The sequence below is a fragment of the Draconibacterium sp. IB214405 genome (assembly GCF_033963885.1).
In the GTDB taxonomy this organism is placed as follows: Bacteria; Bacteroidota; Bacteroidia; order Bacteroidales; family Prolixibacteraceae; genus Draconibacterium.
Genome location: NZ_JAXBMA010000007.1, coordinates 20,485 through 37,679, shown reverse-complemented (window position 1 = coordinate 37,679; position 17,195 = coordinate 20,485). Strand labels below are relative to the sequence as shown.

General features: G+C 41.5%; 13 protein-coding genes. 8 read left to right on the top strand and 5 right to left on the bottom strand.

The genetic code is table 11. The features are described from left to right. Positions 1-84: 84 nt before the first annotated feature. The 3 genes from SLH46_RS20480 to SLH46_RS20470 all read right to left on the bottom strand — a co-directional run bounded on the left by SLH46_RS20480 (position 85) and on the right by SLH46_RS20470 (position 4,178). Positions 85-1,194 carry a glycosyltransferase family 4 protein gene (locus SLH46_RS20480; protein WP_320283091.1) on the bottom strand — a complete coding sequence of 370 codons (1,110 nt, stop codon included), beginning with the start codon at positions 1,192-1,194 and terminating at the stop codon, positions 85-87. A gap of 88 nt (positions 1,195-1,282) precedes the next feature. Continuing rightward, a complete protein-coding gene (locus tag SLH46_RS20475) occupies positions 1,283-2,542 on the bottom strand; it encodes a diaminopimelate decarboxylase family protein (protein ID WP_320283090.1) in 1,260 nt (419 codons plus the stop codon). A 100-nt stretch (positions 2,543-2,642) separates the two neighbouring features. Then, a complete protein-coding gene (locus SLH46_RS20470) occupies positions 2,643-4,178 on the bottom strand; it encodes an NAD(P)/FAD-dependent oxidoreductase (protein WP_320283089.1) in 1,536 nt (511 codons plus the stop codon). Positions 4,179-4,468: 290 nt separating this feature from the next. Between SLH46_RS20470 and SLH46_RS20465 the strand changes: the two genes are divergently transcribed. The 8 genes from SLH46_RS20465 to SLH46_RS20430 all read left to right on the top strand — a co-directional run bounded on the left by SLH46_RS20465 (position 4,469) and on the right by SLH46_RS20430 (position 14,771). Further along, positions 4,469-5,194, top strand: coding sequence for an ABC transporter ATP-binding protein (locus SLH46_RS20465; protein ID WP_320283088.1), 726 nt, complete (start codon positions 4,469-4,471; stop codon positions 5,192-5,194). Between the two features lie 61 nt (positions 5,195-5,255). Continuing rightward, positions 5,256-6,518: an ABC transporter permease gene (locus SLH46_RS20460; RefSeq protein WP_320283087.1), complete on the top strand. Its 1,263-nt coding sequence runs from the start codon at positions 5,256-5,258 to the stop codon at positions 6,516-6,518. A gap of 27 nt (positions 6,519-6,545) precedes the next feature. Continuing rightward, positions 6,546-7,817, top strand: a complete 1,272-nt coding sequence (locus tag SLH46_RS20455; protein WP_320283086.1) for an ABC transporter permease — start codon at positions 6,546-6,548, stop codon at positions 7,815-7,817. A gap of 159 nt (positions 7,818-7,976) precedes the next feature. Further along, positions 7,977-9,107 carry an efflux RND transporter periplasmic adaptor subunit gene (locus tag SLH46_RS20450; protein ID WP_320283085.1) on the top strand — a complete coding sequence of 377 codons (1,131 nt, stop codon included), beginning with the start codon at positions 7,977-7,979 and terminating at the stop codon, positions 9,105-9,107. Positions 9,108-9,169: 62 nt separating this feature from the next. After that, on the top strand, positions 9,170-10,507 hold the full coding sequence (locus tag SLH46_RS20445; protein ID WP_320283084.1) for a TolC family protein: 1,338 nt from the start codon (positions 9,170-9,172) through the stop codon (positions 10,505-10,507). A 163-nt stretch (positions 10,508-10,670) separates the two neighbouring features. Continuing rightward, a complete protein-coding gene (locus SLH46_RS20440; RefSeq protein ID WP_320283083.1) occupies positions 10,671-12,845 on the top strand; it encodes a DUF5916 domain-containing protein in 2,175 nt (724 codons plus the stop codon). A gap of 251 nt (positions 12,846-13,096) precedes the next feature. Beyond that, positions 13,097-14,017 carry a malate dehydrogenase gene (locus SLH46_RS20435; RefSeq protein ID WP_320283082.1) on the top strand — a complete coding sequence of 307 codons (921 nt, stop codon included), beginning with the start codon at positions 13,097-13,099 and terminating at the stop codon, positions 14,015-14,017. A gap of 328 nt (positions 14,018-14,345) precedes the next feature. Further along, positions 14,346-14,771, top strand: coding sequence for an aspartyl protease family protein (locus SLH46_RS20430; RefSeq protein WP_320283081.1), 426 nt, complete (start codon positions 14,346-14,348; stop codon positions 14,769-14,771). Between the two features lie 20 nt (positions 14,772-14,791). On the opposite strand, the gene SLH46_RS20425 is transcribed toward SLH46_RS20430, so the two are convergent. Both SLH46_RS20425 and SLH46_RS20420 read right to left on the bottom strand, forming a co-directional pair. After that, complete coding sequence (locus tag SLH46_RS20425; RefSeq protein WP_320283080.1) at positions 14,792-15,562, bottom strand: DUF6090 family protein; 771 nt, start codon at positions 15,560-15,562, stop codon at positions 14,792-14,794. A 50-nt stretch (positions 15,563-15,612) separates the two neighbouring features. Continuing rightward, entirely contained in the window at positions 15,613-17,127 is a 1,515-nt protein-coding gene (locus SLH46_RS20420; RefSeq protein WP_320283079.1) for a TolB family protein, read from the bottom strand. Positions 17,128-17,195 lie beyond the last annotated feature (68 nt).

Here is a 17,195-nt window from a genome sequence, read left to right as displayed (position 1 = left end):
TGCCCCCCTATCTTCGCTTCGTTTCGATTGTCCCCCAATGGGGGACAGGCGCTTTGAAGAAGCGTCAGGGGGGATTTTAATCCATTACTTTATCAAATCTGCGTACAAAGAAATCAATTTTTCAACATATTTTTTGGGTTGAAATTCATTGGCTCTAATTCGTCCTTTCATAATTAATTCTTTGCGGAAGTTCGTATCGTTAAGGATCTGCTCAATTTTGTTGCCCAGCTCTTCAATATTTTGTGGCGAACAGAGCACTGCAGCATCGCCGGCAGTTTCAGGCAAACACGAAGCATTGGATGTAATAACGGGGCAGCCGCAAGCCATCGACTCAATCACCGGTAATCCAAAACCTTCGAACACCGAAATGTAGATAGATAATTGTGCCAGCTGATAAATAGCAGCCAGGTCTTCTTCCGGAATATTTTTCAGGAAAATTACCTTGTTGTGCAATTGTTTTTCAGCAATGTATTTATGGATGTCGTTACAATACGATGTTGAATTTCCAACCAGAACCAGTGGCAAATTGATGTTTTTATCCACCAGTGCTTTAACTATTGAGAGCTGGTTCTTGCGTTCCTCAACCGTTCCAACAGCCAAAATAAATTCGTTGGGTAGTTTGTATTTTTCCTTGATTAATCCGGTGTTGGCATTTTCAAAAAACAGGGGTGAAATTGCCTGGTGGAGAATCTCTATTTTCTCCGGATCAACATCAATAAAATCGATAATATCGTCTTTGGTTTGCTGGCTGATGGCTAAAATTTTGGTAGCCGCGTTGCAGGCGTATTTTGTTTTGCGGAAATAAATGGCGCGGTCGAGTGTCTTGTAAAACTGCGGATAACGAATAAAGATGAGGTCGTGAATAGTCACCAAAGTTGGGATGGAGGTTTTGTGAATTCCTTTGGGAAGTTCGTTGCTCAATCCATGGAAAATATCAACGTTGATAACCTGAATTTCTTCACTCAATTGCATCGATCGCCAGATGGCTTTTTTTAATCCCGACTGCGTATTGTCGGGAGCAATTATCTCAAATTTATCCTGCTCTTCCAACATGGCAGCTTTTATCTCAGGGGTGAAAAGCGTGTAGTGATGATCGGGGTAATATTTCACAAGCGCATTCAAGGTATTCCGGCTGTAGTTGCCTAGTCCGGAGGTGTTGAGAAATGCCCGTTTAGCGTCGTATCCTATCTTCATTGTCTGCAGTTTTGTGTGCTTTTAAAAATACAAAAAAGGCCGGGTTTTGTTGCCCGGCCTCATTATTTTATTGTGAAGTATGTATTTTTTAAAAATCTTTCACACCATCGAAGTCGAGCGTTGCAAAATAATCCTCAAGCGTTTCTGCACGTCGGATTTCTGCCACATCTCCGTTCTCGCGAAGTAACAACTCGGCAGATTTTAGTTTTCCGTTGTAGTTAAATCCCATCGAGTGACCATGCGCTCCGGTGTCGTGGATAACAACAATGTCTTCCGGCTCAATTTCCGGCAACATGCGGTCGATGGCAAACTTATCGTTGTTTTCGCACAACGACCCGGTTACGTCGTATTTAACGTTCGCTTCGTCGTTTTCTTTTCCCATAACGGTAATGTGATGGTAAGCACCGTAAAGCGCAGGGCGCATAAGGTTTGTCATACAGGCATCCAGACCGGCATAGGTTTTATAAGTCTTTTTAATGTGGCGAACTTTGGTAACCAGGTATCCGTAAGGTCCGGTAATGGCACGGCCCGATTCGAAGAATAATTTCAGCGGAGCAAGTCCGGCATTAACGATTAATTCGTCGTAAAGTTTTTTCACTCCTGCACTAACAAATTCCAGGTCAACTGACTTTTCGCCCGGTTTGTAAGGAATTCCAATTCCTCCACCCAGGTTGGCAAATTCAATTTTAACACCTGTTTTTTCGTAAACCTCAACAATAAGTTTGAAAAGCAACTCGGCAGTTTCAACAAAGTAGCTCGGCTCAAGTTCGTTCGAAGCCACCATGGTGTGAACCCCAAAATGTTTAACACCTTTTTCTTTCAGAATACGGTAACCTTCAATCATTTGCTCGTGTGTAAAACCATATTTGGCTTCTTCAGGATGACCAATGATCAGGTTTCCTTCTTTCAGACTACCCGGGTTATAACGCATACAAATCGTTTCGGGCAAGCCAACATTTTTTTCAACGAAATCGATGTGCGAAATGTCGTCGAGGTTGATAACCGCTCCCAAATCTTTTGCCAGCTGAAATTCGTAAGCCGGCGTATCGTTCGATGTCAGCATAATTTCATCGCCACTCATTCCAACACGTTTTGCCAGTTCAAGCTCAGCAATCGAACTACAGTCGATTCCAAATCCTTCTTCGCGAAGAATTTTCATCAGGTAAGGATTTGGAGCTGCTTTAATGGCGTAGTACTCTTTAAATCCTTCGTTCCACGAAAAGGCGTTTTTGAAATAACGTGCATTTTCGCGAATCGCTTTTTCATCGTAAATATGAAATGGTGTGGGGTGGTTTTCAATTATGCTATCAAGCTGTTCTTTACTAAAAGGTAAATCTTTAACTGCCATGTTTTTTCGTATTATTTTAAGGACTACAAAATTAATGTTTTTTTTGATCTTGTAGAATCAATCTAAATAAAGGATATTCTAATTAACCGGAAGTTTACAATTATTGACATTCAATGTAATGCATCGCGGCTTTTATGCCATCGGCGGCACTTGAAATGATTCCGCCGGCATATCCGCTGCCTTCGCCAACAATGTATATATTTTCGAAGCCTTCGCATAAACCGTTCCTGTCGCGAATAACCTGAACGGGTGATGATGTTTTACTTTCGAAACCCAGCAAATTGCCGTTTTCAAAACTGCGCATTTTACGGATAAAATCCTGCAATCCAACCTGCATCGATTCAACAACCGGTTTGGGCAGCAAGTCCCATAGCGGAGCGGGTTTTAATCCCAGTGGGTAACTTGTTTCGAAATTTGTTCCTTTTCCTTTTTGTTTGAAAAAGTCACTAATTGAACAGGCCGGAGCAGCATAACCTTCGGCATATTTGTAAAAGCTTTCCTCCAGTTTTTGCAGGTTGTCAAGGGCTTCAATGGGTGAAATCGTTTTTCCTGCCAGCTCGTCGGGGTGAATGGCAGCCACACACGCAGCGTTGGCAAAATTGCCGTTGCGTTTGTAGTAGCTCATCCCGTTTACGATGTTGGTATTTTCGTAAGCAGCTGCCGGAACAACCATCCCGCCGGGGCACATACAAAACGAAAAAACCGAGTGTTTACCATCGGCTTGCGAAGTGAGGCGGTATTCGGCGGCTTTTACTCCCGGAAGTTGCGGTTTTCCCCATTGTGCACGATTTATCGTTTCCTGTTTGTGCTCCATCCGGCTGCCAATGGCAAAGTTTTTCGTGCGGAAAGGAATGCCTCTTCTGATCAGCATTTTATAGGTCTCGAAAGCAGAGTGGCCTGGTGCTACAAACAAAGCATCAGCAGGCAAGTTACCTTTCGAAGTAACAACTTCTTTCACTTTTGAATTGACGATTACCACATCTTCCAGCATTGTTTCAAAGAGGAATTTACCTCCATTATATTCAAAAGCATCGCGTAGATTTTGTACAATCTTGCGCAGGTTGTCGGTTCCCAAATGCGGGTGAGTCATATATAAAATCTCTTCGGGTGCACCTGCTTCCACGTAACTCGACAGGATAAATTGTTTTTCTTTCGAAATGCGTTTCGAGCGCGAAGTGAGTTTACCGTCGGAGAACGTTCCGGCGCCACCTTCGCCAAAAGCGTAATTGTTTTGAGCGTTAAAAGTTCCGGTTCGCTCAAAGGTGGAAATTGCTTTACCACGTGTTGTAACATCCGATCCGCGTTCGATAAGTGTAACATCGAAACCGGCTTTTTGCAGTACAAAAGCGTTAAAAAAGCCGGCAGGTCCGCTACCCACAACAACAATTTTTTTATCGCTTTTCCTGTACGGGATTTCCAGTTGCTCTTTCTCAACTTGTTCGTCACCTTTCAACTCAGGCGATGTTACAACAGCTTTAACCAACCAGTGAATATTCGACTTGTTTCGGGCATCAAGACTTTTAGTCTCCAGCTCGAAGGAAAAGTTCTTAATCCGCAGTGTTTTGCCGATCATACTCTGCAGCAATTCCTGACTGTAATTGGTGGGGAGTTTTAGTGAAACTGATTTTGTTCCCATGTATTGAAATATTACCGGACAAAAATACGGAAAGATTAAACGTTTCTGAAAAGCATTTCAAAAAAACGAAATTTCGTTGTAACGTATCAAACACTTGTGCGTCACATAAGCGAAAAAACAAGCAAGATTTAAAGTCATAGAAACAAAAAACGGGAGAAAATATTTTTTTACATGCCCAAACAGGGCGTTCGTCGAAAAAAGACCCCGGGTAAGCCTTTTTTTAATCAACTTTAAATCGAAAACAAAAATCAACGGCATTTAAAAGCCATAACAGAAAACAAGTTCAAGCCATGATTAGTCTAAACAATGTTCACAAATCGTATGTAACGGGTACCAACTCGTTGCATGTATTAAAAGGAATCGACCTCGAAATTAATGCAGGAGAGTTCGTCTCAATTATGGGGTCGTCGGGTTCCGGAAAATCAACCTTACTTAACATCCTTGGAATTTTGGATAATTACGATGAAGGATCGTATTATCTGAATGGATCGTTAGTTAAGGATATGTCGGAAAAGAAGGCAGCTAAACTCAGAAACGATTTGGTTGGTTTCGTGTTCCAGTCGTTCAACCTTATTTCGTTTAAAAATGCCATGGAAAATGTGGCGCTTCCACTTTATTACCAGGGAGTAAACCGTAAAAGACGTAACAAAATAGCCTTGGAATACCTGGAGAAAGTTGGATTACTGGATTGGGCAACACACTTGCCAAACGAAATGTCGGGAGGACAAAAACAGCGCGTTGCAATTGCACGTTCGCTTATTTCTCAGCCAAAAATAATTTTTGCCGATGAGCCAACCGGTGCGCTCGATACCAGCACTTCTTACGAGGTAATGGATATTCTGAAGGAAATAAATGATGACGGAATTACCGTTATTCTGGTAACGCACGAGCACGATATTGCCGCGATGACTCAAAAGATTGTGCGATTGAAAGATGGCCGCATTGATGAAATTATCAAAAACGGCGATTTGAAGCACTTTCAGCATCAGTATGCCAAAGAGTTGGAAACTGCCTAGTTCAGTTAACGATCTCAGTAAGCATTTTGCCTTTTACTCTTCACTAAAAACTTAAACTATCATGTTCGATATTGATAAATGGCAGGAGATCTTTGCCACCATCAAAAAAAATAAAATGCGCACTTTCCTGACCGGATTTAGCGTTGCCTGGGGAATTTTTATGTTAATGATCCTTTTGGGTGCCGGTAACGGATTAAGCAACGGTGTGTCGGAAAACTTTATGCGCGACGCCGTTAACGCTATGTGGTTGTGGAGTGGCCGCACCAGCATTCCTTATCAGGGAATGCAGGAAAACAGGGAAATCCGCTTTACCAATGCCGATTACGATATCCTGAAAGATTTGGAAGGAATTGAGCACACTTCAGGCCGTTATTACATTGGCGGAAACTTGTTTTCCTATGGAAGCGAATACGGCGAGTATACGGCAATAACCTGCCATCCCGATTTAAAAGATGTAGAATCGATTGAAATTGTTGACGGTCGTTTTGTGAACCAGGTTGACATTGATCAGACCCGAAAATCGGTGGTGTTGGGAAAAGATATTTACGATGCACTTTTTGATGGTAAAGAAGCCATTGGAGAATATGTTCGTGTAAATAATATTCCGTTTAAAGTGGTTGGAATTTGTAAGGAAGGCGGCGGTACTCGTCACCGAAATGCATATATTCCGGTAACCACAGGACAAAAAGTATTTAACGGATCGAACCGTCTGCACAACTTTGCTTTAACCATTAACGCCGAAACAATAGAAGAAAGTCAGGCCATTGAAAACCGTGTAAGAGAACGACTGGCTCGCAAACATAAATTCGACGCTACAGATGAATCGGCCATGGGATCGTACAGTAAGCTGGAGGATGTAATTCAAACCATGAAAATCTTCCAGGCCATCGATATTTTTATTTGGATTATTGGAATCGGAACTCTTATCGCAGGAGTGGTTGGAGTAAGCAACATCATGCTGATTGTAGTGAAAGAACGTACCAAAGAAATTGGTATCCGAAAAGCCATCGGAGCCAGTCCTTCATCGGTAATCGGATTGATTCTTTTAGAAGCTGTAATGATTACAACCATTGCCGGATACATAGGCCTTGTGCTCGGTACCGGATTGATGGAGGGATTGAATTTTATAGTAGAGAAACAATTTGAAGCTTCGGCGGCAACAAACGGAGGAAACGGAGAAACCTTGTTCCGCAATCCTACTGTTGATCTGGGAATTGCCATGTCGGCAACATTATTACTGGTTGTTGCCGGAGCTATTGCAGGCTATATTCCTGCAAAACGGGCAGCAAAAATTAAACCGATTGAGGCCTTACGCGACGAATAACAGAAACGAAAACAAAAGCAGAAAACAATGTTCGACTTAGACCTTTGGAAAGAAATATTAAGCGCTTTAAAGAAAAACCGGATGCGCAGTTTTATGACCGCTTTCGGTGTGTTCTGGGGAATATTTATGCTGATAGTAATGTCGGGAGCCGGCCGCGCCCTTGAAAACGGGGTGATGGATGGAATCAAGGCTTTTGCGTCAAACTCAGCATTCTTCTGGACCGAGCGCACCGGCAAACCCTATAAAGGATTTCAACGGGGACGACGCTGGAACTATAAAAACACAGATATTGAATACATAAAAGCCAACATCAGCGATATCGAATACCTGTCGCCTCGTTTGTTCGGACCGAGTAGCGGAGGTGGAGATAATGTAGTTCGCGGTAAAAAAACAGGAGCCTTTAATATTTATGGCGACTATCCTGAGTTTTTCAAAATCGATCCGTGGACACCGCTTCAGGGACGTTTGATCAATACGATCGATATTCAGCATTCACGTAAAGTTGTAAATATCGGCGAGCGTGTGGTGGAAGTGATGTTCGACAAGGATGAAGATCCGATTGGGCAGTACCTGAAAATTAATGGTGTTTACTTCCAGGTTGTGGGAGTGGTTAAAGGTGAAACCCGTGTAAATATTGGTGGAGGCCGAAAAAATGAAACCATAATCATGCCATTCACCACCATGCAAAAAACTTTTAACATGGGCGACGATGTTCATTTCTTCTCAGTAACGTCGCAACCCGGGATTCCGGTAAGTAAGGTGGAAGCCCGATTAAAGGAGCTCATGAAAGAACGTCACAGTGTTGCGCCCGACGATCAGCAGGCAGTGGGATCGTTTAATATCGAGGTGGAATGGAAAAAATACATGGGACTTTTCACCGGAATTCAGATTTTAACCTGGATTGTGGGAATTGGAACCTTGCTGGCCGGTGTAATTGGCGTGAGCAATATTATGCTGGTAATTATTAAAGAGCGCACCCAGGAAATTGGTATCCAGCGTGCGATTGGTGCCACACCGGGGAAAGTGATACTTCATATTGTTGCCGAAAGTGTATTCCTCACCGTAATTGCCGGCTACATTGGTTTGGCACTGGGGGTTGGATTGCTGGAGCTGCTGAATATGGTATTGGAAATGAATGCGGGCAGTGCTGACGATATATTCTTCCGTCACCCGGAGATTAGTTTCCGAATGGCCGTTGGAGCACTTTCAGTACTGGTAGTTTCCGGAATTTTTGCCGGGCTAATTCCGGCTCGACGTGCCGTAAGTATTAAACCTATTGATGCTTTGCGCGACGAGTAAATAGCGGGATTGGGAGTTACATCACCCCCTATCTCCACTGCGTTCCGATTGTCCCCCTGCAGGGGGACAGGAGCGACGAAGAAGCGACAGGGGGTAAAAGGGTAGAGTTTAAAAAAGAAAAATATAATTGAAACAAAAAACAATAAAAGCAAATTAGCCATGAAAAAAGTATTTAGAATTTTAGGAGTTGTAATTTTAGTTGCAATATTTGGAGGAACACTATTCTTCCTGTACAACAAATCGAAAAAGAAAACCGATTTTTTTGAGAACAAGAACCCGTTTTATAGCGAAGTAGTTATGAAAACGGTAGCTACCGGTTCGGTGGTGCCGCGTTTTGAAATTGAGATCGTTCCGCAGGTTTCAGGAATTATTGATGAATTATTTGTTGAAGCCGGTGATAAAATTACCAAAGGACAGGTGGTTGCACGTATCAAGATTATTCCTGACATGGTAACGCTGAACTCGGCCGAAACACGTGTAAACCGCGCAAAGATTAGTTATGAAGATGCACAGATTGATTACGATCGTCAACAGAAACTATTCGATAAAGAAGTGATTTCGTATGAAGAGTTTAAATCGGCAAAGGTGTCCTTCGATTCAGCAAAAGAAGAGTTGACTGCCGCCGAAAATAATTTGGAATTAATTAAAAACGGTGTAACAAAAAAGGCTGAAACAGCTACTAATACACTGGTTCGCTCAACCATTGACGGGATGGTGCTGGATGTTCCGGTTGAAGAAGGTAATTCTGTAATTCAGGCAAATACTTTTAATGCAGGAACTACCATCGCATCGGTTGCGGATATGAGCGATATGATCTTTGAAGGAAATGTGGATGAAACCGAGGTTGGAAAAATCCGTGAAGGAATGCCAATTGAGTTGGAAATCGGAGCGATAGAAAAAGAAAAATTCGCTGCTGTTCTCGAGTATATTTCACCAAAAGGAGTTGAGGAAAACGGAGCTATTCAGTTTGAAATAAAAGCCAATGTGCAACTAATGGAGGGCCAGTTTATCCGCGCTGGATACAGTGCAAATGCCAACATCGTTTTAGAACGTAAAGACAATGTGATGGTGATTCCTGAAGGTCTGCTTCAATTTGATAACGATTCATCGTTTGTTGAAGTAAATGTGGGTTCTGCTGAAGAACCAAACTACGAAAAACGTATGGTTAAAACCGGTCTGTCGGATGGTATTAATATTGAAATTACCGAAGGATTGAAAGCAGAGGATAAGGTGAAAGGCGAGAAGATCGATCCGAAGAAAGTTCAGGAAACACAAGCCAATAATGGGTAGAAGTAGGTAATTCACCACGCTTTATGTAAATTAGTAGCAAAACAAAAAACAATTATATCGACATGAAAAGTCTATTAACCTTATTTCTAGGAATATTACTAACCGCCGGTGTGCTGAATGTGCAGGCACAGAACGAATGGGATTTGCAAACCTGTTTCGATTATGCCATCGAGAATAACATTCAGATTAAAAGGCAGGAAGTAACTACACGTTACAACGAAACACTTGTTAAGCAGGCAAAAGATGATAAGCTGCCGAACCTGAATGGCCAGGTAAGCAATGATTTTAGCTTCGGACGCTCGCTTACTTACGACAATACTTACGATAATATAAACTCGGCAAGTGTTGCCGGAGGTTTAAGCACCAGCATGACGCTGTACAACGGTTTAACATTAAGTAATACCGTTAAAATGCGCGAGCTTGATTTGCAGGCTACTATGGCCGATTTGCAAAAAACGAAAGACGATATTATGCTTTCTATTTCGGCAGAATACTTGGAAATTCTTTTTGCCGAAGAGTTGGAATTGGTAGCCGAAGCAACTATTGAAGTTACCAAACAACAAATTGAGCGTACCAAACAATTGGTTGATGCCGGAAGTGAAGCAAGAGGTGCTTTACTCGAAATTGAAGCTCAGCTTGCACGTGAGGAACTTGATCTGGTAAATGCCCAGAACAGGGTTCAGTTGGCATACCTTAATTTGTATCAGTATTTGGAATTGCCGATGGCCGAAAGTTTTAAAATTGAAAAGCCGGTGCTTCCAGAAATTCAGGCAAATCTTACCATGATAAATGCTTACGACGTATTCAGTACTGCAATTAATGTGCGCCCTGAGATTAAGGCAGCACAATTACGTGTTGAAAGCGCATCGAAGCAGCTGGCGATTGCAAAAGGTAATCGTTACCCGAGTTTGAGTTTTGGCGCCAATTATTACAACCAGTACAATAACCAGTATAAAGATATTTATGGCGATAAAATTGATTTGGGAGAACAACTGAAAAACAACAGCCGTTCCAGCCTTGGTTTAACACTGAGTGTTCCAATCTTTAATCGTTTCCAGGCAAAGAACAATATTACCACCTCAGAGTTGCAAATTGCCGATTACGAATATCAATTACAACAATCGCGCAACGTTTTGCGTAGAGACATTGAGCAGGTGTACACCAATGCACTGGCGGCGTTAAATCGTTACCTTTCTTCCGAAAAAGCGGTTGCGTCAATGAAAGAGGCTTTCCGTTACACCGAAGAAAAATTTAATGTGGGTATGATTAATTCGGTAGAATATAACCAGAGTAAAACAAATCTTACCAATGCACAGTCGGATCTTGTGCAGGCAAAATACGAATATATTTTCCGTACGAAAATACTTGATTTCTACAATGGTGTTCCAATCACCTTGTAGCAAATCTTGCTTGAACATTGTTTTTTGTGCCTCCGGCTGAAAAGTCGGAGGCTTTTTGTTGACATAACTTTCCGGAAGATGATATTTCGCACTTTGTAGTTCATACAATTTGATATATTTGCTGGCAGTTTATTTATTTACCTAAATCAATTAAAGCTCTTGTATGAAGTTGTCTTTACTCTCCTTATTATGTTTGTTTTTCTATGCGACAGTTGTTGCCAATGGTCTTGATTTAAAGTCCGATTCTACTGTCAATACCTTTAATAAAGACTATATCTATCACGTAAAAAAACTACAAGCTGAGATAAATATTGATGGTGTAATCGACGAAATCGACTGGGAACGAGCGCAAAAAGCAGATAAATTTTATCGTGTGCTGCCCATCGATACAGGATTTGCAACACAACCATCAACAATGATGATGGCCTACGATGACAAAGCTTTGTACGTTGCACAGATATTTTACGATTATATTCCCGGCGATCGTATAATGGAGTCTTTCCGTCGCGACTTTAGTTTTGGAAACAACGACAACCTGCTTATATTTTTCGATACATTTTTAGACCAGACAAACGGTTTTTCTTTTGGGGTTTCAGCATCGGGAGCCAAGTGGGACGGAACCATGAGCAATGGAAGCAGTATTTCGCTCGATTGGGATTGTAAATGGGAAATGGAAACCAAACATTATGACGACCGCTGGGTAAGCGAAATGCGTATTCCTTTTAAATCGGTTCGTTATCCAAAGGGCAGCGACGAGTGGAACGTAAACTTCAGCCGTCTGGATTTGAAAGCCAATGAAAAGTCGGCGTGGGCACCGGTTCCCCGACAGTTTCCCACAGCATCGCTGGCTTACACAGGTCGTATGAAATTTGAAGAGCCGCTTCCAAAATCGAAAATGCAGTTTTCTGTAATTCCTTATATTTTGGGTAGTGCTGCGAAAGATTTCGAAGCCGGAACAAGTACCGATTATCGTAGCGATGTTGGTTTTGATGCCAAAGTTGGTATTTCTTCTTCAATGACGCTCGACCTTACTTATAATCCCGATTTTGCCCAGGTTGAAGTTGATCAGCAAGTAACAAATATCGATCGTTTTGAACTGTTTTTCCCTGAAAAACGGCAGTTCTTTCTCGAGAACAGCGACCTGTTTTCGAGTTACGGTTACTCACGTACACTGACTCCGTTCTTCTCGCGTAGAATTGGATTGGATGCTCCTGTTTTGGCCGGAGCACGTTTAAGCGGAAAGATTGGAAAAGACTGGCGTGTTGGTTTTATGAATATGGCCACCGAAGAAACCGGCGATCTGCTGGCTCGTAATTTTACGGTGGCGTCTATCCAGAAAAAGGTGTTCACACGATCGAATTTCGGAATAATTGCTGTTAACAAAGAATACCTCGATGTGCCTTCGGACACCAGCATGTACAACCGGGTAATTGGGTTCGATTATAACCTTGCGAGTAAGGACAATGCCTGGGGCGGTAAATTTTTCTATCACCGCTCATTTCAGCCCGACAGTCCCGACAAACAATATGCGCAGGGCGCGATGTTAAAATACAGTACTGCTCATTTTAATATTGGTATTTACGAAACTTCGGTGGGTGAGAATTACCGGGCCGAAGCGGGTTATGTGCGCAGAACCGGTTATAATTTTTTGGGAGGAAATATTGGATACACTTTTGTGCCGAACAAAAAAGTGGTAAATCACGGGCCGAAAATTAAGATTGACAATTATTTTAATCCTGATAACGACCTGATTGAGCATGAGTATGAATTCGAATACGAGCTTACTTTTGAAAACCGGGCAGAACTGAATTTTGGTTATACCGATCAGTTTGTCAAGCTGCGGAACGATTTTAATCCTACACAGGATCCTGAAAATTATTTACCAGAAGGATCGGAGTACGATTTTGGTCTGTTTTCTGTGTCGTATCAATCTACCCGCAAATCGTTGTTTACCTGGGAAGCTGAAGCCGTAAAAGGCAGTTTTTATAGTGGCGATATTCAATACTTTGAAGGAGAGATAGGTTACCGTTTTCAACCTTACGTAAATCTGACCATGAATTTTAACTACACCGATATGGATTTGGGTGGGGCGTTCAATCGCGAAAAATTCTGGTTAGTGGGTCCGAAAATGGACATCACTTTTACGGATAAAATCTTCTGGTCGACTTTTGTACAGTACAACGAGCAAATCGATAACCTGAATATTAACTCACGTTTTCAATGGCGTTACCAACCTGTTTCAGACATATACCTGGTATACACCGACAACTATTTTACCGGAAACTGGAACTCAAGAAACAGGGCGGTGGTTTTAAAAATGACCTATTGGTTTAATTAGGCGAATCAACTGGTTTTTATCAAAGGCCGAACCATTCTAATTCATATTCGTAAAAATCATGAATAAGTGACCAAAATCACTTCTGATTGGGGCGATAAATTGTATGTTTTACCAATTTGTTAAACCGATTTTGGGGACTTCAAATTATTTCGATCATCGCGAAAAAAAATTAACTTTGCGTGCCTTAAAACAATTTGACAGACAATTGTTTAAGATAACACGATTTTATAATAATAAAACTCACTAGTAAAATGAAAGTAACAGTAGTTGGAGCAGGTGCAGTAGGTGCAAGTTGTGCCGAGTATATTGCAATTAAAGATTTTGCAGACGAAATTGTATTGATCGACATCAAAGAAGGTTTTGCTGAAGGTAAAGCAATGGATTTGATGCAAACTGCTTCGTTAAATGGTTTTGACTCAACTATCGTTGGTAGCACTAACGATTACACTAAAACAGCTGGTAGCGATGTTGCAGTAATTACAAGTGGTATTCCACGTAAACCGGGAATGACTCGCGAAGAGTTGATCGGTATTAATGCAGGTATTGTTAAAGACGTTGCTGAGAAATTAATTGCAGAGTCACCAAACGTAATCATTATTGTGGTTAGTAACCCAATGGATACAATGGCTTACCTGGCTCACAAAGCTACAGGTCTTCCAAAAAACAGAATCATCGGTATGGGCGGTGCTTTGGATAGCGCACGTTTCAAATACAGATTGGCCGAAGCTATCGATTGTCCACAGTCAGACATCGACGCAATGGTAATCGGTGGTCACAGCGACACAGGTATGGTTCCATTAATTGGTAAAGCTGTTCGTAACAGTGTTCCTGTTGCTGAGTTCTTAAGCGAAGAAAAACAAGCTGAAGTAGTTGAAGCAACTAAAGTTGGTGGTGCTACTTTAACTAAACTTCTGGGAACAAGTGCTTGGTATGCTCCGGGTGCAGCAGTATCAGAATTGGTACGTGCTATTGCATTGGATTCTAAAAAAATGTTCCCTTGTTCAGCTTTACTTGAAGGTGAGTACGGTTTAAGCGACATTTCAATCGGTGTTCCTTGTATCATCGGTAAAAACGGTATCGAGAAAATCGTAGAAATCGAACTTTCAGATGCAGAAAAAGAAAAACTTACTGCAAGTGCAGAAGGTGTTTCAGCAGTGAACGCTTTACTATAATTCGAAAGAATAATTACAGCATATTAAGGCTCGCATTTTTTGCGGGCCTTTTTTATTTCCATCCTGAAAATTCATTAGCCTAAAACTTAATCTATCCACATATGGAAGCTGTTTTCCCTTTGAAAGGGAAAATGTCGATAGACAAAAGGGTAAGGCAAGCAATGGTTGGTTATATATTCCTTTACCCCTCACCCTGTCGGGAGCTCCCCTCAAGCAGGGAGCCTACATTTGGCTGCTTTTGCATTCCAAAGTTAGTTCTGTTCTATCTCTGTTCTCAATTCTCGGTAATCCAGAATATTTTGTCCTAATTTATTTTAAATTTGAAACCATGCGAACAAAAATACCTATCGACATTATTGAGCTTGAATCCTCGAACTACCACTTAATTCTGCCATCGCAACTTGAAGGCGGCGAAAATGGGTATTGGGTAATTGATACAGGTGCTTCAAAATCAGTATTCGATAAAAACCTGGATAACTTTATTGCAATTGTTGAAGAAGGTACGGACGAACTGCATGCTGCTAATATGAGCGAGGAACCTTTAACAACGTCATTAGGTATTTTAAAACCATTGCTTTTTGGCAAGCTAAAAGTCGACAATATGAAAGTTGCCTTGCTCGATATGAACCATATAAACGAACTGTACCAAAAAGTTACCGACTATAAAATCTGCGGTTTATTGGGAAGCGATTTTCTGCTTGAATACAATGCTGTTATCGATTATAAACGACGGGTGCTTAAATTGTCGGAGTAAGGATCTCGATCAGGAAGAGACTAGTCTTTTGTCTCCATTTCAATTAGATCCAGAATCGCATCTATATTTTCCATAAGCGGCTCGTAATGTGCCGTTTCGGTTGCTTCGCTCGATAAAATAAACAGAAGTAGTTTGTTTTCAAACTCTGTTGAGCTCAATAAGTTAAGATTGCTGACGTTGTTTTTGCGGGGCTCGATATCGAGTCCGCTTTTCGTAACCCCCGACAGATCAAAAATAGTTCTGATACTTTGTTCGTTTCCCTGAAACATATCAACGATCAATTCACGTTGCTCACCCAAATCCTCTTCCTGTTTGGCAATATCATCCAGTGTCGAAATCCAGTTGGTCAGATAAATCCGAAGGTCCGGATTTGAGATGTCTTTCAGACTGCCGGAATTGACCATCTCGTTAAGTAGTGAATTGTTGGGATTAAATGAAATGTCGAAAACAAGGGTTTTATACAGCAATTCGGAAAATTCCTTTTCCCCAGGCTGTATATCGCTGTTTGAAATGTATGCGATTATTTGTCGGGCTCCCTCGTAGTTGTGTTTGTTTACATTGATCAGTTCCTGTAACTTGATTTTGCTGATTTTAAACTCTTCTTTTAATCCGACGAGGTAAGTCTGTTCCTTTTTCTGGATGTTACGCTTAACGTTATTGTTGTTGATGGCAAGAGCAATTAAAATTCCTATTACAACCAGAATGATCTCTCCCAGTGCATAAAACAGGTATTTCTTTACTTTATTTTCACCAATCAGGCGATAGCGTAGTGTTCTAAAAAACTTGATCATAGTTTTTTTGCTGTAAACATTTATGGGCACTCTATTGTTTGGATTGCCTATTAATCGCTGTTCGAAATAAATGCAATTTTCTTGCTATCGGGCGACCAGCTTGGAACATTCATCGATCCTTGTCCGCCGTAAATGTAGGCCAGAATACGCGGTTCGCCACCTTCGTATGGAATTAAACGAATAAGACAATGTTTATAAAACGGATGATCGCCGGGATCAACATCTTCGGGAAATGAAATAAATACGATCCATTTTTTATCCGGACTTACATGAGGAAACCAGTCGTTGTATTTGTCATCAGTCAGCTGAACCGGATTTTTGCCATCGGCATCCATGCGCCACAACTGCATTTTACCACTTCGGGCCGAATTAAAAAATATGTATTTTCCATCGGGACTGAATTCTGATCCGTCATCCAACGTATTAAAATCGGTAAGTTGTGTTTCTTCACCACTTGCCACATCAACACTGTAAATATCGTATTGTCCGTTTCGTTCGCCGGTAAAGAGCATTGTTTTTTTGTCGGGCGACCAACCGTGAAAATACGAAGCGCCAATTCCTGTTTTTGTAACCCGAACCGGTGTAGAATCACCTTTGGCCGGCAGGTAATAGATTGTGGAGCTTCCTCCATTTTCTTCACTGTGGTGCGAAATGCCCAGCAAACTTCCATCGAAACTTAAAACGTGGTCGTTGTTGTTATTGGTTGCAAAACCGGTATTCAGCGGATTGATCTCACCGTCATTTAGGTTGTACGTGAATAAATGTCCTTTTGAGTTGTAGATCAGCTTTTCTCCATCGGGAGTCCAGTTGGGTGCCTGAATGGAATGTGCGGAATGATGGATCACTTCGCGAAGTCCACTTTCAATATCCAGTATCTCAAGATTGCTACCAATGTAATCGCGATATGGAACGTAATCTCCTTTTTCCGGGCGGATTATTCGAACATTCCTATAAATAGCAGTTTCAACAACATCGGGATTGTGAGCACACACATAAATGCCCACATAAACTTCGTTATCAAGTTCCAGGTCGTCGAGTTGTAGAACTTTAAATGGTTCACCAAACTTTGCAGTCGACATTATAAACGTTGAGCCTTTTCTTTCCAGCTGGATTACATCGGGTGCCTGATCTTCCGATTTTACTTCTTCCGTATCTGCTCCTGTAGTTTTTCTGTATTGTAAGGATGTAAGCCCGTCTCCATGGACGGTTGCATTGGCATGCGGCGAGTTGCTGTCGAGATTATTCCGAACTATCCAACCAACTTTGCGGTGTGGATCAACACCGTCGCCAAGAAGTTTTACCTCGGAACTTAAAATAAAATCGCCCTGAAGTGTTGTCCACAGGTAATGAAACTGGTCGTCGCCAAACCACATATTAAATCCCGAACCTCCAATTGTATAGGTTTGATCGGTAGGATTAAATGATGCAAAACCCTGGTTTTTGCAGGCTCCTATATCGGTGTGATTATCAAAAATGCCTAATTTGTTTTGTGCAGAAGAAAAGTTCATACTGATAAATAACACGCAAAGAACAGTGAATAAACGAATGAAAACAGTTTTGATCATGACGTTTTAATTTAGTTGGTTAGCGTTGCAGGATTGTAAAAATAGGGAGTTTTCATTCATTTCAAGGA